This window comes from Pseudomonas sp. Wu6, from assembly GCF_019891515.1.
GTDB classification, from domain to species: Bacteria; Pseudomonadota; Gammaproteobacteria; order Pseudomonadales; family Pseudomonadaceae; genus Aquipseudomonas; species Aquipseudomonas orientalis_A.
Map to the genome: position 1 here is coordinate 78,258 of NZ_JAFLXH010000017.1, position 21,563 is coordinate 99,820.

General features: G+C 61.7%; 21 protein-coding genes and 1 pseudogene. 12 read left to right on the forward strand and 10 right to left on the reverse strand.

Annotated features, from left to right (window positions below; all coding sequences use genetic code 11):
* The first annotated feature begins 20 nt into the window (after positions 1-20).
* A complete protein-coding gene (gene nhaR, locus J1G34_RS13875) occupies positions 21-923 on the forward strand; it encodes a transcriptional activator NhaR (RefSeq protein ID WP_065937400.1) in 903 nt (300 codons plus the stop codon).
* A 159-nt stretch (positions 924-1,082) separates the two neighbouring features.
* Positions 1,083-2,303: a serine/threonine transporter SstT gene (gene sstT, locus J1G34_RS13880; RefSeq protein WP_065896553.1), complete on the forward strand. Its 1,221-nt coding sequence runs from the start codon at positions 1,083-1,085 to the stop codon at positions 2,301-2,303.
* An 85-nt stretch (positions 2,304-2,388) separates the two neighbouring features.
* Here the strand turns inward: sstT and J1G34_RS13885 are convergent, their stop codons facing one another.
* Positions 2,389-2,898, reverse strand: a complete 510-nt coding sequence (locus J1G34_RS13885; RefSeq protein WP_057726249.1) for a DUF1993 domain-containing protein — start codon at positions 2,896-2,898, stop codon at positions 2,389-2,391.
* A gap of 115 nt (positions 2,899-3,013) precedes the next feature.
* Here J1G34_RS13885 and J1G34_RS13890 point away from each other — a divergent pair, with 115 nt between their 5' ends.
* Positions 3,014-3,664, forward strand: coding sequence for a YceH family protein (locus J1G34_RS13890; RefSeq protein ID WP_065896554.1), 651 nt, complete (start codon positions 3,014-3,016; stop codon positions 3,662-3,664).
* 169 nt (positions 3,665-3,833) lie between these two features.
* Here the strand turns inward: J1G34_RS13890 and J1G34_RS13895 are convergent, their stop codons facing one another.
* A complete protein-coding gene (locus J1G34_RS13895; RefSeq protein WP_065884062.1) occupies positions 3,834-4,652 on the reverse strand; it encodes a shikimate 5-dehydrogenase in 819 nt (272 codons plus the stop codon).
* Between the two features lie 165 nt (positions 4,653-4,817).
* On the opposite strand from J1G34_RS13895, the gene J1G34_RS13900 reads away from it, so the two are divergent.
* The 3 genes from J1G34_RS13900 (at position 4,818) to J1G34_RS13910 (ending at position 5,873) form a co-directional block, all read left to right on the forward strand.
* Positions 4,818-5,171, forward strand: coding sequence for a hypothetical protein (locus tag J1G34_RS13900; protein ID WP_065884089.1), 354 nt, complete (start codon positions 4,818-4,820; stop codon positions 5,169-5,171).
* A gap of 233 nt (positions 5,172-5,404) precedes the next feature.
* The gene (locus J1G34_RS13905) at positions 5,405-5,599 is read left to right on the forward strand and encodes a hypothetical protein (protein ID WP_057726255.1); all 195 of its coding nucleotides are present in this window, start codon (positions 5,405-5,407) and stop codon (positions 5,597-5,599) included.
* Between the two features lie 91 nt (positions 5,600-5,690).
* Positions 5,691-5,873, forward strand: coding sequence for a hypothetical protein (locus J1G34_RS13910; protein ID WP_065884060.1), 183 nt, complete (start codon positions 5,691-5,693; stop codon positions 5,871-5,873).
* On the opposite strand, the gene J1G34_RS13915 is transcribed toward J1G34_RS13910, so the two are convergent.
* A complete protein-coding gene (locus J1G34_RS13915; protein ID WP_065891825.1) occupies positions 5,870-6,937 on the reverse strand; it encodes an AI-2E family transporter in 1,068 nt (355 codons plus the stop codon). The genes J1G34_RS13910 and J1G34_RS13915 overlap by 4 nt on opposite strands.
* A 256-nt stretch (positions 6,938-7,193) precedes the next feature.
* Here J1G34_RS13915 and flgE point away from each other — a divergent pair, with 256 nt between their 5' ends.
* Entirely contained in the window at positions 7,194-8,504 is a 1,311-nt protein-coding gene (flgE, locus tag J1G34_RS13920; protein ID WP_222994204.1) for a flagellar hook protein FlgE, read from the forward strand.
* A 68-nt stretch (positions 8,505-8,572) separates the two neighbouring features.
* Here flgE and J1G34_RS27650 read toward each other — a convergent pair whose 3' ends face one another.
* The 3 genes and pseudogenes from J1G34_RS27650 to J1G34_RS13930 form a co-directional block, all read right to left on the reverse strand.
* Entirely contained in the window at positions 8,573-9,394 is an 822-nt protein-coding gene (locus tag J1G34_RS27650) for a methyl-accepting chemotaxis protein (RefSeq protein WP_371914185.1), read from the reverse strand.
* A gap of 36 nt (positions 9,395-9,430) precedes the next feature.
* A pseudogene (locus tag J1G34_RS27655) lies at positions 9,431-10,252 on the reverse strand (cache domain-containing protein); the annotation flags it as partial.
* Positions 10,253-10,429: 177 nt separating this feature from the next.
* Positions 10,430-11,749, reverse strand: a complete 1,320-nt coding sequence (locus J1G34_RS13930) for a Na+/H+ antiporter family protein (protein ID WP_163002846.1) — start codon at positions 11,747-11,749, stop codon at positions 10,430-10,432.
* A 241-nt stretch (positions 11,750-11,990) separates the two neighbouring features.
* Between J1G34_RS13930 and J1G34_RS13935 the strand changes: the two genes are divergently transcribed.
* Positions 11,991-14,138, forward strand: a complete 2,148-nt coding sequence (locus J1G34_RS13935) for a methyl-accepting chemotaxis protein (protein WP_222994206.1) — start codon at positions 11,991-11,993, stop codon at positions 14,136-14,138.
* Positions 14,139-14,533: 395 nt separating this feature from the next.
* Here J1G34_RS13935 and J1G34_RS13940 read toward each other — a convergent pair whose 3' ends face one another.
* From J1G34_RS13940 to J1G34_RS13955, 4 genes are read right to left on the reverse strand one after another with little or no spacing between them, the layout of a single operon-like run.
* Positions 14,534-15,847: a sensor histidine kinase gene (locus tag J1G34_RS13940; protein WP_128875600.1), complete on the reverse strand. Its 1,314-nt coding sequence runs from the start codon at positions 15,845-15,847 to the stop codon at positions 14,534-14,536.
* Positions 15,844-16,512, reverse strand: a complete 669-nt coding sequence (locus J1G34_RS13945; RefSeq protein WP_065884046.1) for a response regulator transcription factor — start codon at positions 16,510-16,512, stop codon at positions 15,844-15,846. The genes J1G34_RS13940 and J1G34_RS13945 overlap by 4 nt, the downstream gene beginning before the upstream one ends.
* On the reverse strand, positions 16,512-16,823 hold the full coding sequence (locus tag J1G34_RS13950; protein WP_057726271.1) for a PepSY domain-containing protein: 312 nt from the start codon (positions 16,821-16,823) through the stop codon (positions 16,512-16,514). Before J1G34_RS13950 ends, J1G34_RS13945 begins: the two co-directional genes overlap by 1 nt.
* Entirely contained in the window at positions 16,823-17,125 is a 303-nt protein-coding gene (locus J1G34_RS13955) for a PepSY domain-containing protein (protein ID WP_065891818.1), read from the reverse strand. Before J1G34_RS13955 ends, J1G34_RS13950 begins: the two co-directional genes overlap by 1 nt.
* 137 nt (positions 17,126-17,262) lie before the next feature.
* Between J1G34_RS13955 and J1G34_RS13960 the strand changes: the two genes are divergently transcribed.
* From J1G34_RS13960 to codA, 4 genes are all read left to right on the forward strand, one after another.
* On the forward strand, positions 17,263-18,342 hold the full coding sequence (locus J1G34_RS13960) for a patatin-like phospholipase domain-containing protein (RefSeq protein ID WP_065891817.1): 1,080 nt from the start codon (positions 17,263-17,265) through the stop codon (positions 18,340-18,342).
* 76 nt (positions 18,343-18,418) lie between these two features.
* The gene (gene queD / locus J1G34_RS13965; protein WP_065884039.1) at positions 18,419-18,775 is read left to right on the forward strand and encodes a 6-carboxytetrahydropterin synthase QueD; all 357 of its coding nucleotides are present in this window, start codon (positions 18,419-18,421) and stop codon (positions 18,773-18,775) included.
* 216 nt (positions 18,776-18,991) lie between these two features.
* Positions 18,992-20,260, forward strand: a complete 1,269-nt coding sequence (gene codB / locus J1G34_RS13970) for a cytosine permease (RefSeq protein ID WP_122483469.1) — start codon at positions 18,992-18,994, stop codon at positions 20,258-20,260.
* 65 nt (positions 20,261-20,325) lie between these two features.
* On the forward strand, positions 20,326-21,561 hold the full coding sequence (gene codA, locus J1G34_RS13975) for a cytosine deaminase (RefSeq protein WP_222994207.1): 1,236 nt from the start codon (positions 20,326-20,328) through the stop codon (positions 21,559-21,561).
* Positions 21,562-21,563: the final 2 nt, after the last annotated feature.

Consider the following 21,563-nt stretch of genomic DNA (forward strand, 5'->3'; position numbering starts at 1 on the left):
TTTACGAAGTGTAGACGGTGATGCTCAATTATCGACAGTTGCATTACTTTTGGGTGGTGGCGAAGACGGGCAGCATTGTGCGCGCCTGCGAACAACTGAACCTTACGCCCCAAACCATCAGCGGGCAGATCAGCCTGTTGGAACAGACCTTTGGCATCGCCCTGTTTCAGCGCGTAGGGCGCCAGCTGGAGCTGACCGAAACCGGGCGCCAGGCCCTGCCCTACGCCGAGCAGATGTTCCAGACCGGCAATGAATTGGAGGCGATGCTGCGCGCGCAGCCCAATGAGCAGCAGATCGTGTTTCGCGTCGGGGTGGCGGACGTGGTGCCCAAGTCCATCGTGTACCGCCTGATCGCGCCCACCATGGAGCTGAGCGAACCGATCCGCATCACGTGCCGTGAAGACAAACTCGAACGGTTATTGGCCGACCTGGCGATCCAGCGCCTGGACCTGGTGATTTCCGACAGCCCGATGCCTACTCACCTGGACATCAAGGGCTACAGCCAGAAGCTGGGGGAATGCGGCATCAGCTTTTTTGCCACCCACGCGTTGGCCGAGCAACATGGCGGCGCGTTCCCGGCGTGTTTGCACGGCGCACCGTTGTTGATCCCCGGCGCGGAGACCGTGGTGCGCAGCCGTTTGCAGCGCTGGTTCGCCGATCAGCAGATTCAGCCCAGGATCATCGGCGAGTTCGACGACAGCGCCTTGATGCAGGCATTCGGGCAATCCGGCAGCGGCATTTTTATCGCCCCCAGCGTGATCGCCGATGAGGTGGTGCGCCAGTACGGCGTGGCACTGATCGGCCAGACCGACGCGGTGACCGAATCGTTTTACGCCATCTCGGTGGAGCGCAAGGTCAAGCACCCGGGCATCGTGGCGATTACCGAAGGCGCCCGACGCGAACTGTTTACCGCCCTGCCCTGAGCACACTGTGGGCGCGATTTGGCAAATCCGACGGTGGCGGTGACGCAATGACGCAGCAAACGGGACTCGTCCTACAGCATGCTAGACTTTGCGCCTGCTTCCTACAGTACTTTCTCCCTGCAATGCTGTGCCCACTAAAAAAACTAGAGACAACCGTTTATGACTGCTGCCCCTTCTCTGCTGCAACGTTTAATGCGCGTCAGCCTGGTCACCCAAATCATCATCGGCCTGATCGCCGGCATTCTGCTGGCCCTGTTGCTGCCAGAGGCCGCCAAGGCCACCGGCTTTATCGGCAAAGTGTTCGTCGCGGCCCTGAAGGCCGTCGCGCCGATCCTGGTGTTCGTGCTGGTGATGGCGTCCATCGCCAATCATAAACACGGCCAGGAAACCCATATCCGACCGATCCTGTTTCTGTATTTGCTGGGTACCTTTGCCGCTGCGGTGGTCGCGGTGGTTGCCAGCATGATGTTCCCGTCTTCCCTGGTCCTGGCTACCCATGACGCCACCGTCAGCGCCCCCGGCGGTATCGGCGAGGTGCTGCAAAGCCTGCTGCTCAGCGTGGTGGATAACCCGGTCAGCGCGCTGATGAATGCCAACTTCATTGGCATCCTGGCCTGGGCCATCGGCATGGGCATTGCCATTCGCCATGCAGGCGACACCACCCGCACCGTGCTCGACGACCTGTCCAATGGCGTAACGTTGATCGTACGGATGGTGATCCGCTTCGCGCCGCTGGGGATCTTCGGCCTGGTCGCCTCGACCCTGGCCACCTCCGGCTTCGGCGCCCTGCTCGGCTATGCCCATCTGCTGGTGGTATTGATCGGCTGCATGCTGTTTGTGGCGCTGGTGATCAACCCGGCCATCGTATTCTGGAAACTGCGTCGCAACCCTTACCCCCTGGTGCTGCTGTGCCTGCGCGAAAGCGGTATCACCGCGTTCTTTACCCGCAGCTCGGCGGCGAATATTCCGGTGAACCTGGCGTTGAGCAAACGCCTGGGCCTGCATGAAGACACGTATTCGGTGTCGATCCCCCTGGGTGCCACGATCAACATGGCCGGTGCGGCAATCACCATCACTGTACTGACGCTGGCAGCCGTGCATACGCTGGGCATCGCCGTGGACCTGCCCACCGCCGTACTGCTCAGCGTGGTCGCGGCCATCTGTGCCTGCGGGGCTTCGGGCGTGGCCGGCGGCTCGCTGCTGCTGATTCCGCTGGCGTGCAGTCTGTTCGGCATTCCGAGTGAGATTGCCATGCAGGTGGTGGCTGTCGGCTTCATCATCGGCGTATTGCAGGATTCGGCGGAAACCGCGCTCAACTCGTCCACCGATGTGTTGTTCACCGCAGCGGCGTGTTTGGACAAGGATGCACAGCCGGCTTGAACACCAGCCATTGCGCAACGAGCCGGACGCGGAGCGTCCAGGGCGGCATTCCCACGCAGAGCGTGGGAACGATCATGTCACAGGCTTAGAAAGCGCCCATGTAGTCACGCTTGCCCACTTCCACGCCGTTGTGACGCAACAAGGCGTAAGCGGTGGTGACGTGGAAGAAGAACTGCGGCAGGCCGTAGGTCAGCAGGTAGGACTGGCCGCTGAAGCGCTTCTCTTTCGGGGTGCCCGGACGGGTGACGATCTCGATGCCTTCCTTGCCGTCGATTTGCTCAGGCTTGATGGTGTCGACGAAGGCCAGCACTTTGGCGATCAACGCTTGCAGGTCGGCGAAGGTGACTTCGCTGTCTTCGTACTTGGGCACTTCAATCTCGGCCAGGCGTGCACTGACACCTTTGGCGAAGTCGACAGCGATCTGTACCTGGCGCACCAGCTGGAACATGTCCGGGAACAGGCGCGCCTGCAGCAAGGCGTTCGGCTCGATGTTTTTGGCGCTGGCGTGGGCTTCGGCCTTGTTCAGCACATCGCTCAGGGCGTTGAGCATTTGCTTGAAGACTGGGATGGAAGCGGCATACAGGGAAATAGTCATGTCAGTCTCACGGTAATGGCAGGGTTGGAACCAGCGACGATTATAGCCATGCCTGCCGCTTGTCTTTTATTTTTTCCGGCTTAGGCTAGTGGATTCACTGCATAGGGAACGCGCGATGACCGCCGAGCACGACACCGACACTTCTGAGCCGCGCCTGAACAGCACGGAAATCCGCGTCCTGGGCTGCCTGATCGAGAAGCAGGCGACCAATCCGGAAACCTACCCCCTGACCCTTAACGCCCTGGTGCTGGCGTGTAACCAGAAGACCAGCCGCGAACCGGTGACCAACCTCAGCCAGGGCCAGGTTGGCCAAAGCTTGCGCGTACTGGAAGGCCAGGGTTTTACCCGGCTGGTCATGGGCAGCCGCGCCGACCGCTGGGAACACCGCGTCGACAAGGCGCTGGAACTGGTACCGGCGCAGGTCATCCTGATCGGGCTGTTGTTCCTGCGCGGGCCGCAGACCGTCAATGAGTTGCTGACGCGCAGCGGGCGCATGCATGACTTTGAAGACGCCGAGCAAGTGGTGCATCAGCTGGAACGCCTGATTGCCCGCGGCTTGGCGGTGTTGGTGCCGCGCCAGGCGGGGCAGCGCGAAGATCGGTATACCCATGCGCTGGGCGACCCGGCGGATATCGAAGCGATTATTGCCGCGCGCGGGAACCAGATGGAGCGTGGCGGCGGGGCCGTCGGCGCCGACCGCATTGAAGAGCTGGAAGCGCGGATTGCCGCCCTGGAAGAACGCCTGACACAGTTGGAACAGGCCTGACGAGATTCAATCTTGCGCTAATGCCAATTAGTTAAGCGCACACCACCGTCTGTAGGAGCGATGGGGACGCCTAGCTCTTGCTCGCGAAAAACTCACTGGCATCGCGTTCATTCAGAAAACACGCGTTATCGTTGACGTTTTTCGCGAGCAAGCTCGCTCCTACAAGGCGTCAGCTCCGGGCGAAGGCCACCGCCGCCTGGAACTGCTCCTGCGTAGGGCGCACGCCGGTATACAGCACAAACTGCTCCAGCGCCTGGATCGCAATCACTTCAAGCCCGGTAATCACCCGCTTGCCCTTGGCCCGCGCACGCACGATCAAGGGTGTTTCAGCAGGGATCGCGACGACATCGAACACCGTCTCGGCGTTATCCACGGCCTCGGCCGCAAATGCCAGCTGATCCGCTTCGGCCCCGCCGCTCATGCCGATCGGTGTCACATTCACCAGCAGTTGCGGGCGTAACTCTCCCAACTCAGCCTGCCATGCGTACCCCAGGTTCTGCGCCAGGGCCCTGCCCGCCGCTTCGTTGCGCGCCACGATCACACCCTTGGCGTAACCGCCATCGCGCAAGGCACTGGCCACGGCCTTGGCCATGCCGCCGCTGCCGCGCAGGGCGAAGCTCGAATCTTTGGGCACCTGATGCTTTTTCAGCAGTTGCTCAACGGCGATGTAATCGGTGTTGTAGGCCTTGAGACGGCCATCGGTGTTGACGATGGTGTTCAACGAATCGATGGCTTGAACCGAATCGTCAAGTTCGTCCACTAAAGCGATGGCAGCTTCCTTGAACGGCATGGACACGCCACAGCCGCGAATGCCCAGCGCTCGTATGCCGCCGATCGCGCCAGGCAAGTCCTGGCTGCTGAAGGCTTTATAGTAGAAATTCAGGCCCAGTTGCTCATACAGATGGTTATGGAAACGCAGGCCGAAATTTCCGGGACGTGCCGACAGTGACATGCACAGCCGGGTGTCCTTGTTGGGGTGCATCTGCATGGGTAACTCCTTGAGGTAAGCAAATCGGTACAGACCTTACACAACCTTTACCTATTGGCTGTGCTGTTTTTTAGAAATACGTTGTCTTAAAAGTATCCCCGCGACAATCCTTGAGTCTATTGATTGCAGACCACAAGCGCAGGGGCTAACCGAGGAAAGATCATGATGCGTAAAGTCCCCAGGATTGCTTTGCTTATTGGCGCACTCGCTATGGCAGGCCAAGCTTCCGCTCACGGTGGTGGGTGGGGCGGCCCGGCCGTGTTGGGTGCGATTGTCGGTGCAGCCGTCGTCGGCTCCGTGGTTGCCAGCCAGCCTCGTGAGGTCTATGTACAGCAACAACCGGTGTACGTGCAGCCGCAGCCGGTGTATGCCGCTCCGCCGCCGGTCTACTACGCGCCGCCACCACCGGTGTACGTGCAGCAACAGGTCTATTACCGCCCGGCGCCCGTCTATTACGGCCCGCCACGGGGTTATGGCTACTATGGCCCGCCCCACGGCTACTATCGCCACGGCTGGTAACCGCCGATCGGTGCACACGCCACAGGCCTCGCCCACACGCGGGGCCTTTTTTTGCGGCAAAGTCTGGATTTATGCTGCCAAGGTCGTTGTGAGGACAATGCTTGAGCGCCGATCCCACATCATCAGGTTGGGATCGCCTCTTGATCGACTCATACAAACGCTGTCATGTTTGTGTCACCAAGCCGTCTCAGTATTGATTCTGTCCACTCAATAACAATTAAGGACGATGGACCATGCCCACGCAAAATCCGCACCGCACCGCTGGCCTCTGCACGTCCAGTAAGGTCTACAGCGCCTTGACCGAACTCAAGCACCTGGAAGGCCACCGCAGCGCAAAGTTCCTGGCATTGCTGGCCGAAAGCCTGGTGCGCAAAGGCTTGCTCAGCGAACAGGAAGTGGTGCACATGCTCGATCAGGTGGTGGACTGACGCCTGGCATTGATGTCGACTATCGAGCCAGGTGATTTTTCCTTGGCGCCGGCGCACCGTAAGGTGACCCCCATAACATTTGGAGGTACTTATGCCCACTGTTCAGATCATGTCCGTCATCGGCAGCGCCGTTCCCGCCCCTCTTCGCAAGCGGGGCCTGCTCGCCTGCTGGTACGTGGTAAGCGATGGCGAGCCCATCAGCGGCCCGCTCACCTCATTATCCGACGCCCAGATGCAACGCCAGCTGGCAGCCGGCTACAGGCTTGAAGCCTAGGGCAGCGGCAGCTTGACGCGTGGCTTGGTTTCGACAAACAACGCCCAGCAGGATATGAACAGCGCCGCGACCAGCGGCCCGATCACGAAACCATTGAGGCCAAACACCGACAGCCCGCCCAGGGTCGAGATCAGGATCAGGTAATCCGGCATCTTGGTGTCCTTGCCCACCAGGATCGGGCGCAGCACATTGTCCACCAGGCCGATCACGAACACGCCGAACAAGGCCAGCACAACGCCCTGCCAGATCGAACCGCTCAACAGGAAGTACGCGGCCACCGGTCCCCAGACAATCCCGGCGCCCACCGCAGGCAGCAGGGACAGAAACGCCATCAATACCGCCCAGAGCAACGCGCTGGGAATATCCAGAAACCAGAAGATCAAGCCCCCCAGCGCACCCTGGGTGACAGCCACCAGCACGTTGCCCTTGACCGTAGCCCGCACCACCCGGTTGAACTTGAGTTGCAGGCGACGCTTTTGCGGCTCGGCCAGCGGCACCGCCGTGCGCACCTTGCGTACCAGCTCCGGGCCGTCGCGCAGCAGGAAAAACAGCAGGTACAGCATGATGAAGAAGCTCACCAGGAAATCGAACGTGCCCTGGCCGAAGCTGAATGCCTGGGAGGCGAAGAACTGGCTGCCCTGCATCGCGCCCTTGACCACCTTCTCGCGCAGACCTTCCAGGTTGCCCATGCCGAAACGGTCCAGCAGGTGCTGGAAATACGGCGGCAGGAAATGCTTGAACTGCTCGATATAACCGGCCACATCCAACTTGCCGCTTTCGACGTTTTTATAGAGCGTGGCGCCCTCTTGCACCAGCAAGGCGCTGGTAATGATCACCGGCAAAATCGCGATCACCAGGCACACCAGCAAGGTGGTCAGGGACGTCAGGTTGCGGTTCCAGCCAAAGCGCTGCTGCAGGCGGCGCTGCATGGGCGCAAAGATGATGCCGAGGATCACCGCCCAGAACACCGCGCCGTAGAACGGCAGCAATATCCAGATAAAGGCGACCGTGACCAGGGCCAGCAGTAACAACAAGGTTTTGAATTGCAGATTGGTTTGATTCATGTCCGATCCATGTCAGAAAAGCAGAGCGCGCATGTGCGCCCTGCTGCTTAGTCCGCTGCCAGCGCTGCGAGTGCCATCTTTGTTGCAAGGGTAGACGCAGATCAATCGTGCTGATGCGCGACCTCTGACGTCGCGCCGGGTAAATAAATCCAGGCCTCCACCCTCTCTCCACACAACCTCCCACAAACATCCATGCGCGTTGTACACACTCAGCCCTTCCCCGCCTTGAACAGCAACGGCACCCCAAGGAGTTGATATGTCTTTCAATACTGGCCTTAGCGGTCTGCACGCCGCCAACAAGCAGATGGACGTGACGGGCAATAACATCGCAAACGTCGCGACCACAGGCTTCAAGTCCTCCCGTGCGGAATTCGCCGACATCTATGCCGCCTCCAAACTGGGTACCGGCCAGAACAGCATCGGCAACGGGGTGAACCTGGCGACCGTGTCTCAGCAGTTCACTCAAGGCGACGTCAACGGCAGCGGCGGCATCCTCGACATGGCGATTCAGGGCAGTGGTTTCTTCGTCCAGAAAGGCAGCGACGGTTCGCTGGCCTACACCCGCAGCGGTGCCTTCCGTGCCGACAAAGACGGCTACATCACCAACAACACGGGCACCTCGCGCCTGCAAGGCTACGCGGCGGATGCCGATGGCAAGATTATCAAGCGTGGCCTGACCGACCTGCAACTGAACCTGTCGAACCTGCCGCCGAAGGCCTCCACCAAGGTGGACTCCACCAGTAACCTGAACGCCTCGGAACGGGTGATCGACCAGGCGGCCAAGCCATTCAACCCGACCGACACCAGCACCTTTACCACTCAATACAGCACGACGTTGTACGACGCCCAGGGCAACGCGCACCCGATGGTGCAGTACCTGGTGAAAACCGACGGCAACAAGTGGAACGCCTACACCTTGATTGACGGTCGCAACCCTGATGGTTCGGCGCCAACCGGCACGCCATCGACCCCACCGGTGCCGTCGACGTTGACCTTTGACGGTGCAGGCAGGCTCACCAGCGTGGTAACCGCAGGCGTATCCGATAAAATCCTGACCATTACCGGCTGGGTCCCTGGCACTGTGACGGGAGGTGTGTGGAAAGCAAACGGCGCGACTGCCAATCCGACCGGGATCGCCATCAACATCGCCAACACCACCCAATACAATTCGGCCACTTATCGCAACCCGCCGTTCACCGACGGCTATGCCACCGGCCAGATCACCGGCCTTAAAATCGACGGCAACGGCGTACTGTTCGCCACGTTCAGTAACCAGCAGAGCAAGGCTGTCGGCCAGATATCGCTGGCGAGCTTCAACAACGAACAAGGCCTGCAGCCTGGCGGCGGTACGACCTGGCGAGAGACCTTCGCTTCGGGCCAACCCGGTTACGACGCCCCGCAAACCGGTACGCTGGGTTCGATCAAGGCCAACGCCCTGGAAAACTCCAACGTCAACCTCACCAACGAGTTGGTCGACCTGATCAAGGCCCAGAGCAACTATCAGGCGAACGCAAAAACCATCTCAACCGAAAGCACCATCCTCAAGACATTGATCCAGATGAGCTGATGCCGTACAGCCTGTGAACCTCTCACGCGTTGCCGCGTAAAAAAGCGGTGGAGCCAAGCCTGGAGTGATCAGATCCTGAACTGACCGACCAACTGCCCCAGGCGTTGACCCAAATCCGCCAGGCTGCGGGAAGTCTGGGCGCCGAGTCGGGTTTCATCGGCCACGCTGTCCACCGCCACGGCAATCTGGTGCACGCTGCGGTTGATTTCCTCGGCCACGGCGGTTTGCTCTTCGGCGGCGCTGGCGATCTGCGCGTTCATGGCGTTGATGGTGCCGATCAACTGCGCCATGGTGTCCAGCGATGCTCCGGCCTGGTTGGCCTGGGCCGAGGTGCCGTCACCGGCATCGCTGGAGCGGCGCATGGCGTCCACGGCGGCTTCGGTGCCTTTTTGCAGGCGGTCGATCATGCCCTGGATTTCCTGGGTGCTGGTCTGGGTGCGGCTGGCCAGGGCGCGCACTTCATCGGCAACCACGGCAAAGCCCCGCCCTGCCTCCCCGGCACGCGCAGCTTCAATCGCCGCGTTCAGCGCGAGCAGGTTGGTTTGTTCGGCAATCGAGCGGATCACACTGAGTACGCTGACAATCGACGACACATCCTGCTGCAGGCTGTCGAGGGACACGCCGCTGCTGCGGATATCGCTCACCAGCGCATGGATCTGCGCGATGCTGCCGTCCACGACGCGCTTGGCGGCCTGGCCCTCGGCATCGGTCTGCTGCGCGGCAACGGCGGCGCCCTGGGCACTGCGCGCCACTTCATGGGCGGCCGACGACATCTGATTGATTGCGGTGGCGACCTGGTCGGTTTCGTGACGCTGACGCTCCATGGCGGTTTCCGAACGCTGGGCTTGCTCGGACACCTGGCTCACCAGGCCGGTGAGTTGCGCGGTCATTTCGGTGATCTGGCGGACCAGGCCGTGAATCTTGTCGACAAAGCGGTTGAACGCGCCGGCCAGGTCGCCGAGTTCGTCCTGGCTGGTAATGGCCAGGCGGCGTGTCAAGTCACCTTCGCCGGCGGCGATATCGTCGAGGTTGGCCTTCATCAGGCTCAGTGGGCGCAGAATGGTGTTGGCCACCAGCAGGCCGACAGCGGCGATCACCAGCAACACCACGGCGGCCAAACCGAGAATGCTCAACAGCACGCCCTCCATGCGCGCGTGGACCTTGGCCTCGACCACTGCGACCTGGGCTTCGATGCCATCCAGGTTGACCGAGGTGCCGATGACCATGTCCCACTTGGGCAGGTATTCGGTGTAACCGAGCTTGGGCACCAACTCGGTCTGGCCGGGCTGGGTCGAGCTGTATTGCAGGTAGTGGGTGCCATCCTTGCCGACTTTGACCAGGTCGCGGTTGACGTAGACGCCGTTGGGGTCGCGGTTATCCTTGAAGCTCTTGCCCACGCCGTCCGGGCTGTTGCCCTTGAACAGGCGGATGGTCTCGGAATCGTAGCCGAAGAAGTAGCCGTCCTTGCCATAGCCGGTGTTGGACAGCAACTTGACCACCTGCGCCCGCGCCGCCGTATCGCCGGGGGCAGCGGCGTCGTAGAGCGGTTTGATGGTGGTCATGGCCACTTCGACATAACCCTGCAGGGTAGCCTTGGCATCGTTGAGCAGGCGCTGGCGGGTTTCATCCACCTCGTTGCGCGCCTGGCCCTGCAGCATCCACACGGTGGTCAGGCTGATGACCAGGGCGAACAGCAACACCGGCACGACGGCAAGGGACAGGACTTTGGCCTTGAGGCTCAGACGCATGGCTTTTCTCTCTTATTAGGGGCGACTTGAGAGGTTAGCGGCCAAATGCGTCATTTCTGTAGGAGCGAGCTTACTCGCGAAGGTCGTCAACGATAACGCGTGCATTCTGGATGAACGCGTTATCTGGGCGTTTTTCGCGAGCAAGCTCGCTCCTACAGTGAGGTGAGGGAGCTGATGTCAGAGCGTCATCGCCGCCAGCCAGCCAAACGCCAGCAGCGGCAGGTTGTAGTGCAGGAAAGTCGGCACCACGGTGTCCCAGATATGATGGTGCTGGCCGTCGATATTCAGGCCGGAGGTCGGGCCGAGTGTGGAATCGGAGGCCGGTGAACCGGCGTCGCCCAACGCGCCGGCGGTGCCGACGATACACACGATCGCCACCGGGCTGAAGCCCAGTTGCACACACAACGGTACGAAAATCGCGGCCAGGATCGGCACCGTGGAAAACGACGAACCGATGCCCATGGTCACCAACAGCCCCACCAGCAGCATCAACAACGCCCCGACTCCACGGCTATGGCCGATGAACGCCGCCGAGGTTTCCACCAGGGAGCGCACATCACCGGTGGCCTTGAGCACTTCGGCAAAGCCCGACGAGGCGATCATGATGAAGCCGATCATCGCCATCATCTTCATGCCTTCGGTGAACAGGTCATCGGTCTCGCGCCAGCGCACGATGCCCGACACCGAGAAAATCAGGAACCCGGCCAACGCGCCGATGATCATCGAGTCCAGCCACAGTTGAATGATGAACGCCGAGGCAATCGCCAGGCCCGCCACCAGCAGGGTCAATGGGTTGTACTGCACCGCCACCTGCTCGACACGCTCGATTTTCTCCAGGTCGTACACGCGTTTTTTGCGATAGCTGATAAACACCGCCACCAGCAGCCCGACCACCATGCCCAGCGCGGGCAAGCTCATGGCATGGGTCACGTTGACCTGGCTGATGTCCACACCGCTCTTGGCCACGTTGGCCAGCAGGATCTGGTTGAGGAAGATATTGCCGAAGCCCACCGGCAGGAACATGTACGGCGTGATCAAGCCGAACGTCATGACGCAAGCGATCAGGCGGCGATCCAGTTGCAGCTTGGTCAGCACATACAACAGCGGCGGCACCAGCAGCGGGATGAACGCGATGTGGATGGGCAGGATGTTCTGTGAAGCGATCGCCACTGCCCCGAGCAGGCCGATCAGCAGCCATTTGACGTGGTTGCCGCCGCTGGCTTCCTGGCGATCGACCAGCAGCAGCGCTTTGTCCGCCAAGGCATGTGCCAGGCCGGATTTGGCAATCGCCACTGCGAAAGCGCCGAGCAAGGCGTAGGACAAAGCCACCGTCGCACCGCCGCCCAAACCGCTGTTAAACGCCTTGAGCGTGGCGTCGATCCCCAGCCCTCCGGTCAAGCCGCCCACCAGGGCGCCCACAATAATGGCGATGACCACATGCACACGGGACAGGCTGAGCACCAGCATGGTGCCGACCGCGGCGATAACAGCGTTAATCATGTTTACCTCAAGACAGAAACATAAAAGACAGGCATGCCCGCGCCGCAGCGGCCATTGAAGGCGCTGCCGGCGTACGGGCTCAAAGAGGTCTTATTAGAGGGCCCGCACTTTGCAGCAGCCGGCCGGCCATGTCAAAAAGCTGTGACCCCGGGCAGGTTTAAATTGACTGTTTGAATAAAGAAAAAACGCGCGCAGCCGATAACGGTGTCTCTATGTGTATTCATGTAAGGATGTCCCGATGTCGCTCAGGCAGCTCTCCATTCAATGGAAAATTACCCTGCTCGCGGGCCTGTGCCTGCTGGGGATCGTGACCCTGCTGGTGGGTCTGTCGCTGTACCGAATGGCGCAGAGTTCCGAGCAGGTCAAGGCGTCCAGCATGCAGATGCTCGATGAAGCCGCCCTGGCGCGTATCGAGGCGCAAGGTGAAGTGCAGGCGCTGGGCATTCGCCAGCAGTTCATGGATGCCTACCAGTACGGCCATGGGTTTTCCCGCCAGGTGCTGTTTTTGCGCGAACAGGCGGAAAAACGCTTCCTGGATGCCTTCGACACCCGCGAAGACCTGACTCGTCAGGTCCGCGCCGCGCTGCAGGCCAACCCCGACCTGCTGGGTTTGTCCCTGGTATTTGAAGCCAATGCGCTGGATGGCAAGGATGAGCTGTTCGCCAACCAGGCGGAGCTGGGCAGTAACGACAAAGGCCGCTTCGCCCTGTACTGGTCGCAGCCGACGCCCGGCAAAATCACCTCCATGGCGCTGCCCGAAAGCGACATGACCGACACGTCCATCGGCCCCAGCGGCGAAAAAGCCAACGCCTGGTTCACCTGCCCGCGCACCACCCTCAAGCCCTGCGTGATCGAACCTTACTTTTATGTGATCGACGGGCAGAACGTGCTGATGACCAGCATCGTCTTCCCGCTGATGGTCAACGGCAAGGTCATTGCCTCGTTGTCGGTGGACATCAATCTCAACAGCTTGCAGGCCGTGAGCCAACAGGCCAGCCAGAAGCTCTACGACGGCCAGGCCCACGTCAGCATTCTGAGCCCCACCGGCTTGCTCGCGGGCTACAGCCCGGACGCCAGCAAACTCAGTCAACGCCTGGACCAGGTCGACCCCGACAGCGGCGCACAGTTGATCAGTGCCCTGGCGAGCGGCACACAGATCCGCAGTCTGCGCACCGACCACCAACTCAAAGTGCTGGCGCCCTTTGCCCCGATCCCGGACGGCAAGCCATGGGGCGTGCTGCTGGACGTACCGAAAAAAGTCCTGGTGGCGCCGGCCGAGGCGCTCAAGGCCCAGTTGGATGCCGACAATACCCAAGGCACCCTGCTCGAACTTGGCCTGGGCCTGCTGGCCGCCGTGGTCGGTTTGATCCTGGTGTGGCTGATGGCGCGCAGCGTGACTCGGCCGATCCTCGGCGTAGCACATATGCTCGAGGACATCGCCAGCGGCGAAGGCGACCTGACCCGCCGCCTGGCCTACGACAAACAGGACGAACTGGGCCAACTGGCCGGCTGGTTCAACCGTTTCCTCGACAAGCTGCAGCCGATCATCGCCGAGGTCAAACAATCGGTGCAGGACGCCCGTGGCACCGCCGACCGATCCGCCGCGATCGCCAGCGAAACCAGCGCCGGCATGGAGCAGCAGTATCGTCAGGTTGACCAGGTGGCCACGGCCTCCCACGAAATGAGCGCCACCGCCCAGGACGTCGCCCGCAGCGCAGCCCAGGCAGCGCAAGCGGCCCGCGATGCCGACCAGTCCACCCGCGACGGCCTGACCGTGATCGATCAGACCACCAGCAACATCGGCCTGCTGGCGGCTGACATGAGCACTGCCATGACCCAGGTTGAAGGCCTGGCGAGCAACAGCGAAAAAATCGGCTCGGTGCTGGAAGTGATTCGCGGCATCGCCGAGCAGACCAACCTGCTGGCGCTCAATGCCGCCATCGAGGCCGCCCGCGCCGGTGAGGCCGGCCGGGGTTTTGCCGTGGTGGCCGACGAAGTGCGCAACCTGGCACGACGCACCCAGGAATCGGTGGAAGAAACCCGCGTCGTGATCGAGCAATTGCAAAGCGGCACCCAGGAAGTCGTCGGTGCCATGGGCAACAGCTATCGTCAGGCTCAAGGCAGTGTCGAGCAAGTCGGCCAGGCGGTCACCGCACTGCGCCAGATCGGTGACGCCGTCACCGTGATCAGCGACATGAACCTGCAAATCGCCAGCGCCGCCGAAGAGCAAAGCGCCGTCGCCGAGGAGATCAACAACAACGTGGCGACGATTCGCGACGTGACCGAGTCGCTGTCGGAACAAGCCAATGAATCGGCGCGCGTGAGCCGGGCGTTGAACAACCTGGCGAATCAGCAGCAGGGGTTGATGGATCAGTTCCGGGTGTAACGACGCTGGTCCAATGTAGGAGCGAGCTTGCTCGCGAAAAACGTCAACGATAACGCGTGCTTTCTGAATGAACGCGGTGCCTGTAAGTTTTTCGCGAGCAAGCTCGCTCCTACAGACGGCGATGCCCCCACCCTAACCACGATGCGAAGCGAGCCGCTTTTGATCTTGATCTGCTTTTGATCTCAGGCGCCCCGTCAAACCACGCTGGCCGAACGCAGGCTTGAATCCGTGGGCAACCCGGCAGGACGCCGGGTTAGCCCAGAGGCCGCCATCGGGGGCAAGCCCCCTCCCACATTGAATTGTGGAGCATCAGTAAGATAGTCATAGGCTGACAAGTAGCAACGGGGGGGCAAGTCGAATCGTCGCACCACCCCTCCCACAGTTTTAGATTGGCACTACCGCCTGGGCAATTCGATCAGCGCTTTGAGCCCACCCAGCTCACTTTCCTGCAACTGCAGCACCCCGCCCCACACTTCAACAATATCGCGCACAATGCCCAGCCCCAGGCCGTGGCCATCAATCTGTTCATCCAGGCGTGCGCCACGGCTGAACACCTGCTCACGCTGGATCTCCGGAATGCCCGGGCCATCGTCTTCGACCGCCAACCGATAGCCGTGCGCCGCCTCACTCACGCTCAGTCGAACTTCGGCATCCGCCCATTTACACGCGTTGTCCAGCAGGTTGCCGAGCAGCTCCAGCAAATCTTCCCGGTCCCAGGGCAGTTGCAGGCCCGGGGCGACGTGGTAGCTGAGGTCCAGGTGTTCGCCGTGGATCATGCGCAGGGTGGCCAATAGCCCCGGCAGTTCCTTTTCACAGTCAAACAACGCCCCCGGCAAGGTTTCACCGGCCAGGCGCGCGCGATTGAGCTCGCGGTTGAGGCGCTGCTGCACCTGTTCAAGCTGATCGCGCAATAACTTGCTCAACTGCGGCTGATCCCTGAGCGCCTCGCTTGACGCGGCACTCAGCATCACCGCCAACGGGGTCTTCAGCGCGTGCCCCAGGTTGCCCAGGGCATTGCGCGAGCGTTTGAGGCTGTCTTCGGTGTGCGCCAGCAAATGGTTGATCTGCGCCACCAGCGGCTCCAGCTCCGCCGGCACCTGGGTGTCCAGTTGCGAACGCTGGCCCTGTTGCAACTGAGCAATCTGATTGCGCGCGGTTTCCAGCGGGCGCAAGGCGCGGCGTACGGTGATGCGCTGCAATACCAACACCACCAGCAAGGCCGCCAGCCCCAGTACCAGGCCGATCTGGCGCATCAGGCGGAAACTTTCCCGCACCGGCGTGTAGTCCTGCGCCACACTGATGGAGATCGACTGGCCGAAGCGTTTGTAGTCCGAGCGCAATACCAACAGTTTCTGGCCTTCAGGCCCCAGTTGCAGGTTGCCCTTGAGACCGGCCTCGGGAAGCGTCGGCAGCTCCTGGTCCCACAATGAGCGGGAGCGCCAGTGCGTGTCGGCAAAATCAATGCGGAAATAGTGCCCCGAGAATGGCCGTTGATAGGCCGGTGACAGGCGCTGCTCATCCAGCTGCACACCGTTGGGTCCACGCACCAGCGCTACCAGCAGGTTCTCGCTGTCGTTGCGCAGCCCGGCCTCCAGATAGCGCTGCAATCCGGCCTCGAACAGCCACAGGCTGGTTTGCGCCAGCACCACGCCGACGATCACCATCACGCTGATCAACCCCAGGCTCAAGCGCCGCTGGATCGACTTCATGCAGGGCTGGCGCCAAACCGGTAACCCTGGCCGCGCCGGGTTTCGATCACACTGCGTCCCAGTTTGCGCCGCAGATGGTTGACGTGGACTTCCAGCACGTTGGAATCGCGCTCGGTCTCGCCATCATAGAGATGCTCGGCCAGATGGCTTTTGGACAGGATCTGTTCGGGGTGCAGCATGAAATAGCGCAACAGGCGGAACTCGGCGGCCGTGAGCTGGATCTCGTCACCGTCGCGCAGCACGCACTGGCGGCCTTCGTCCAGGTGCAGACCGGCGGCCTGCAGGGTCGGTTGGTTGGCATGCCCGTGGGCCCGGCGCAACAACGCCTGGATGCGCAGGTGCAGCTCTTCGGGGTGAAAAGGCTTGCTCAGGTAATCATCGGCACCGGCCTTGAGCCCCTCGATGCGTTCCGCCCAGGAATCACGCGCCGTCAGCACCAGCACCGGCGTGGCCAGGCCTGCCGCGCGCCATTGCCCCAGCACCTCGAGCCCCGGCAAGCCCGGCAGGCCAAGGTCGAGGATGATAAGGTCATAGGGCTCGCTGCGGCCCTGGTACGCCGCGTCGCGTCCATCGGCCAGCCAATCGACCGCATAGCCCTGACGCTGCAGGCCGGCCAGCAGCTCATCGGCCAGCGGGACGTTGTCTTCCACCAAAAGCAGGCGCATCAGTCTTCCTTATCCTTGATCAAGGTACCGTTGGTGGCGTCGAGCTTGATTTCGCGCACGACGCCTTCGGTGGTCACCAGTTCCACTTCATAGGCGTATTGGCCATGCTTGAGCTCCAACTCCGCCTCCAGCAGCCGGCCTCCCGGGTAGCGTGACATCGCCTTATGCAACAGGAGCTCCAGCGGCAGGATCACGCCCTGCTGCCGCAGCGCCAAGGCTTCATCCTGATTGAGGTCGCGAGCGGCCAGGCTTGAGCAAAAGGCCAAGAGCGCCAGCAGCACCAGACTACCGGCGCGTCGATATAGCGTCATTACGTGTCCTGATGATTCTTGAGAACGTGCCCGGTGAGCGCGTCCAATTCAACGTCCCATTCAAGGCCGTGGGCATCTTCCAGCTCGATCTGGTAGATGTACTTGCCGTATTCCTCGTCCAGGTCGGTGCCCAGCAAGGTCGACCCCGGATGCAAGCCCAAGGCGGTGGCTTCAAGCTGATCGAAGGCGACAATTGTAACAGTGCCAGGCAATTTCAGTGGTTTGTCGGGGTCCATTGCCCAGGCCGGCGTGACCGAGAACGCAATGATACCGGCGGCGACCAGCGCTGTGAGGCGCTTCATGATAAGTCTCCGTTTCAGGATGTTTTTCCTACGAATGATCACGGTACGCGCGGCAACTTAATTGAAACTGAATTGCCACCATGGCAATTTCCCGCAGAAGTGCGCTTGCTCCTGCAATCGCTCTGACAGAGAACGGTATGACCGCTATTCACATCAAGTTCCCCGCCCTGACGCTCAGGGCCGGCAAACGCGCCTTTGCGCGCATTCGCGAGCAAGGTCTTGCACCTGCCGACGTTGGCATTCTCCCGGGTGCGGCCGGAGGCCCCAAGGCGCTGGGCATCCAGGGCCTGGACCTGGCGCTGTTCGGCGACTGGCTGGCGCGCATGCCTCGGGAGCGCGCGCTGATCGGTGCGTCCATCGGTTCCTGGCGGTTTGCCAGCGCTTGCCTGCCCGACCCGGTGCAAGGCTTGCTCGACCTGGGCCGCCTGTACAACGAACAGCGTTTCGCCAAAGGCGTGACCATGGCCGAAGTCAGCCAGAGCTGCCGGCGCATGCTCGACGACCTGCTGGCCGGCCGTGATGCACAGGTGCTGAACCACCCCGACTACCGCCTGAACATCATGGTGGTGAAAAGCCATGGCCTGCTCGCCGATGACCATCGAGGCCGGCTGGGCCTGGGCCTGTCATCGGTGATTGCCGACAACCTGCGCGGCCGCGCACGACTGTCGCGGCATTTCGAACGCCTGATCATCCACGATCCCCGCCAGGCGCCTCCGGTGCACGCGCTGGAGGATTTCCCGTCGCGCTTCCTTGAACTGCAAATGGGCAACCTGCGCCAGGCGCTGCTGGCATCCGGCTCGATTCCCATGGTGATGCAAGGCGTGCGCGACCTGCCCGGCGCAGGCGTTGGCACCTACCGCGACGGCGGCCTGCTGGACTACCACCTCGACCTGCCCTACTGCGGCGACGATATCGTGCTGTACCCGCATTTCACCGACCGCGTCATTCCGGGCTGGTTCGACAAAGGCCTGCCGTGGCGGCGCAGCAACCCACAGGGGTTGCAGGATGTCCTGCTGCTGGCACCGTCAAGGGACTACCTGGCCCGCCTGCCCCACGGTAAATTGCCGGACCGCAGCGACTTCAAGCGCTTCATGGGCGACGACGCGAGCCGCAACGCCTACTGGCAGACGGCAATGAGCGAGAGTCGACGGCTGGGCGATGAGTTCCTGCAGTTGGCGGACAACGGTGGCCTGGGCGAGCGTTTGCAAGCACTTTGACCCGGCGGTATGCGCGGCGGCGGGTCAAGCTGTTAAACTCGCCGCCTGCCAGATACCTGACCGAGCTGAAAATACCGTGGAAATCTTCAAAGAGTTTACGTTCGAATCCGCCCACCGCCTGCCCCACGTCCCGGACGGCCATAAATGCGGGCGCCTGCATGGGCATTCGTTCAAGGTGGCGATCCACTTGAGCGGCGACCTGGATCCCCATACCGGCTGGATTCGCGACTTCTCGGAAATCAAGGCGATCTTCAAGCCGCTCTACGAGCGTCTGGACCACAACTACCTCAATGACATCCCCGGCCTGGAAAACCCCACCAGCGAAGTGCTGGCCAAGTGGATCTGGGTTGAATTGAAACCCTTGCTGCCGGAACTCAGCGCGATTCGCATCCATGAGACGTGCACCAGCGGCTGCATTTATCGCGGCGAATAAGCGATCCAGCGTTGAAGAACCACCTGCGGGTGGTTTTTTTTCGCCTGGCCGCAGCTGATCCAATTTGTTTCACGACTGCACTGCTTTCGCGCTTGATAGGCCACCTGGAACCCTCGCGCCGACGCCCTCCCTGCGCTTGGCTGCCGATACACCGCTGCCGAAAGCTTGGCACGCTCGGTGCAACAGGCCTGCGTCATCATTCAGGGAGCAAGGCACATGACCCAGCAAGAACCCGGCAACGATTACCCGCTCAGTGAAGTGCCGCTGCATGCGCGCAAGGGCCTTGCGTCCACGGCCATGGTGCTGCTGGGGTTCACGTTTTTTACGGCAACGATGTTTGCCGGCGGCAAGCTGGGCGTGGCCTTCAGCTTTACCGGCATGCTCGGCGTCGTGGCCCTGGGTAACCTGCTGTTGGGTATATACGCTGCGGGGCTGGGGTACATCGCCTTCAAGAGCGGCCTGAACTCGGTATTGATGGGGCGGTTCTGCTTTGGTGAAATCGGCAGCAAGCTCAGTGATCTGATCCTCGGTTTCACCCAGATTGGCTGGTACGCCTGGGGCACCGCCACCGCCGCCGTGGTGCTGGGCAAGTATTTCGCGTTGAGCCAGGGCAGCGTGCTGGCCTTGATGGTGGTGTTTGGCCTGGTGTTCTGTGCGACCGCGTACGTGGGGTATCGCGGGCTGGAAATTCTGTCCTATATCGCGGTGCCCGCCATGGGCCTTTTGCTGTTGCTGTCGATGTGGGTCGCCACCGTGAAGGTCGGCGGGCTGGACGGCCTGCTGGCGGTGGTGCCGACCGCCGAGTTGGACCTGTCCACGGCGATCACCCTGGTATTCGGCACCTTTGTCAGCGGCGCGACCCAGGCCACCAACTGGACGCGGTTCTCCCGCTCGGCCAGGGTTGCGGTGCTGGCCAGCCTGATCGGTTTTTTTATCGGCAACGGCCTGATGGTGCTGATCGGTGCCTACGGCGCCATCGTCTATCAGCAACCGGATGTGGTGGAAGTCCTGCTGTTGCAGGGTTTCGCCATGGCGGCGATGGCCATGTTGCTGCTCAATATCTGGAGCACCCAGGACAACACCATCTACAACTTCGCCGTCGCCGGTTGCAACCTGCTGCGCACCCGCCGGCGCAAAACCGTGACCCTGGCCGGTGCGGTGATCGGCACCCTGCTCGCCTTGCTGGGCATGTACGACATGCTCGTGCCGTACCTGATTCTGTTGGGCACGGTGATCCCGCCGATTGGCGGGGTGATCATGGCGGACTTCTTCTATCGCTATCGCGGCCAGTACCCACGCCTGGCAGATGCCCGCCTGCCCGCGTTCAACTGGCCCGGGCTGACGGCGTACGCGGTAGGTACGCTGCTGGCGTTCAACTCGCCCTGGGTTGCACCGCTGGTGGGGATCGCGGCCGCGTCGCTCACCTACGTACTGCTCAGCGCCGTACTGCGCGTGCGCGCACCGCTGGCTGACGTCCAGGCATGAGCCTGGGCACCGCCAATGGTAATCTGACGGTCGCCTGATTGAATTTAGCCAAGAGGAACTTGACCATGCACATCATCAATGCCCGGCTGCGCGACCGTGAAGGCCTGCATGATCTGCACCTGGAACACGGCCGGATCGCCAGCATCACCGCGCAAACAGGCGTACCGATGTTAATGGCAGGCGACCTGGATGCCGCCGGCAACCTGGTGATCCCGCCCTTCGTCGAACCGCACATCCACCTGGATGCCACGCTCACCGCCGGCGAACCCCGCTGGAACATGAGCGGCACCCTGTTCGAAGGCATCGAATGCTGGGGCGAACGCAAAGCCACCATCACCGAGGAAGACACCAGGACTCGCGCGAAGAAAACCATCCAGGCCCTTGCCGCCCACGGTATCCAGCATGTGCGCACCCACGTCGACGTGACCGACCCGGACCTCACCGCGCTCAAGGCCATGCTGCAAGTGCGTGAAGAAAGCGCGCACCTGATCGACCTGCAAATCGTGGCCTTTCCCCAGGAAGGCATCGAGTCGTTCCGCAATGGCCGTGAACTGATGGAAGAAGCCATTAGCCTGGGCGCCGACGTCATCGGCGGCATCCCCCACTTCGAGTACACCCGCGATCAAGGGGTGAGTTCGGTGAAGTTCCTCATGGACCTGGCCGAACGCACCGGCTGCCTGGTAGACGTGCATTGCGATGAAACCGATGACCCGCACTCACGCTTTCTTGAGGTGCTGGCCGAAGAAGCGCGCAGCCGCGACATGGGTGCCCGCGTCACCGCCAGCCACACCACCGCCATGGGCTCCTACGACAACGCCTACTGCGCCAAACTGTTTCGTCTGCTGGGCCATTCCGGCATCAGCTTCGTCTCCTGTCCCACCGAAAGTATCCACCTGCAAGGTCGCTTTGACAGTTTCCCGAAACGCCGAGGGGTCACCCGCGTCAACGAACTGCTCGAAGCCGGCATGAACGTGTGTTTCGGCCAGGACTCCATCGTCGACCCCTGGTATCCCTTGGGCAACGGCAACATCCTGCGGGTATTGGAAGCCGGTTTGCACATCTGCCATATGCTCGGCTACCGCAACCTGCAGAGCGCCCTGGACCTGGTCACCGACAACAGCGCCAAGGCCATGGCGCTCGGCGACCGCTACGGCCTGGCACCCGGCCGACCGGCCAACCTGTTGGTGCTGTCGGCAGACAGTGACTATGAGGTGATTCGCAGCCAGGGCCTGCCGTTGTATTCGATCCGCAACGGCAAGGTGCTGATGAAGCGTCAGCCGGCCCAAGTTGAATTCATGTAACG

Bases quoted from the DNA above. Each gene is read 5' to 3' on its own strand.
- codA (WP_222994207.1), top strand. From the start codon at position 20,326: ATGCACATCATCAATGCCCGGCTGCGCGACCGTGAAGGCCTGCATGAT.
- J1G34_RS13900 (WP_065884089.1), top strand. From the start codon at position 4,818: ATGCGTAAAGTCCCCAGGATTGCTTTGCTTATTGGCGCACTCGCTATG.
- sstT (WP_065896553.1), top strand. From the start codon at position 1,083: ATGACTGCTGCCCCTTCTCTGCTGCAACGTTTAATGCGCGTCAGCCTG.
- J1G34_RS13940 (WP_128875600.1), bottom strand. From the start codon at position 15,847: ATGAAGTCGATCCAGCGGCGCTTGAGCCTGGGGTTGATCAGCGTGATG.
- J1G34_RS13905 (WP_057726255.1), top strand. From the start codon at position 5,405: ATGCCCACGCAAAATCCGCACCGCACCGCTGGCCTCTGCACGTCCAGT.
- nhaR (WP_065937400.1), top strand. From the start codon at position 21: ATGCTCAATTATCGACAGTTGCATTACTTTTGGGTGGTGGCGAAGACG.
- J1G34_RS13890 (WP_065896554.1), top strand. From the start codon at position 3,014: ATGACCGCCGAGCACGACACCGACACTTCTGAGCCGCGCCTGAACAGC.
- J1G34_RS13955 (WP_065891818.1), bottom strand. From the start codon at position 17,125: ATGAAGCGCCTCACAGCGCTGGTCGCCGCCGGTATCATTGCGTTCTCG.
- J1G34_RS13935 (WP_222994206.1), top strand. From the start codon at position 11,991: ATGTCGCTCAGGCAGCTCTCCATTCAATGGAAAATTACCCTGCTCGCG.
- J1G34_RS13915 (WP_065891825.1), bottom strand. From the start codon at position 6,937: ATGAATCAAACCAATCTGCAATTCAAAACCTTGTTGTTACTGCTGGCC.
- flgE (WP_222994204.1), top strand. From the start codon at position 7,194: ATGTCTTTCAATACTGGCCTTAGCGGTCTGCACGCCGCCAACAAGCAG.
- J1G34_RS13910 (WP_065884060.1), top strand. From the start codon at position 5,691: ATGCCCACTGTTCAGATCATGTCCGTCATCGGCAGCGCCGTTCCCGCC.
- J1G34_RS13950 (WP_057726271.1), bottom strand. From the start codon at position 16,823: ATGACGCTATATCGACGCGCCGGTAGTCTGGTGCTGCTGGCGCTCTTG.
- J1G34_RS13960 (WP_065891817.1), top strand. From the start codon at position 17,263: ATGACCGCTATTCACATCAAGTTCCCCGCCCTGACGCTCAGGGCCGGC.
- J1G34_RS13895 (WP_065884062.1), bottom strand. From the start codon at position 4,652: ATGCAGATGCACCCCAACAAGGACACCCGGCTGTGCATGTCACTGTCG.
- J1G34_RS13945 (WP_065884046.1), bottom strand. From the start codon at position 16,512: ATGCGCCTGCTTTTGGTGGAAGACAACGTCCCGCTGGCCGATGAGCTG.
- J1G34_RS13885 (WP_057726249.1), bottom strand. From the start codon at position 2,898: ATGACTATTTCCCTGTATGCCGCTTCCATCCCAGTCTTCAAGCAAATG.
- J1G34_RS27650 (WP_371914185.1), bottom strand. From the start codon at position 9,394: ATGACCGCGCAACTCACCGGCCTGGTGAGCCAGGTGTCCGAGCAAGCC.
- codB (WP_122483469.1), top strand. From the start codon at position 18,992: ATGACCCAGCAAGAACCCGGCAACGATTACCCGCTCAGTGAAGTGCCG.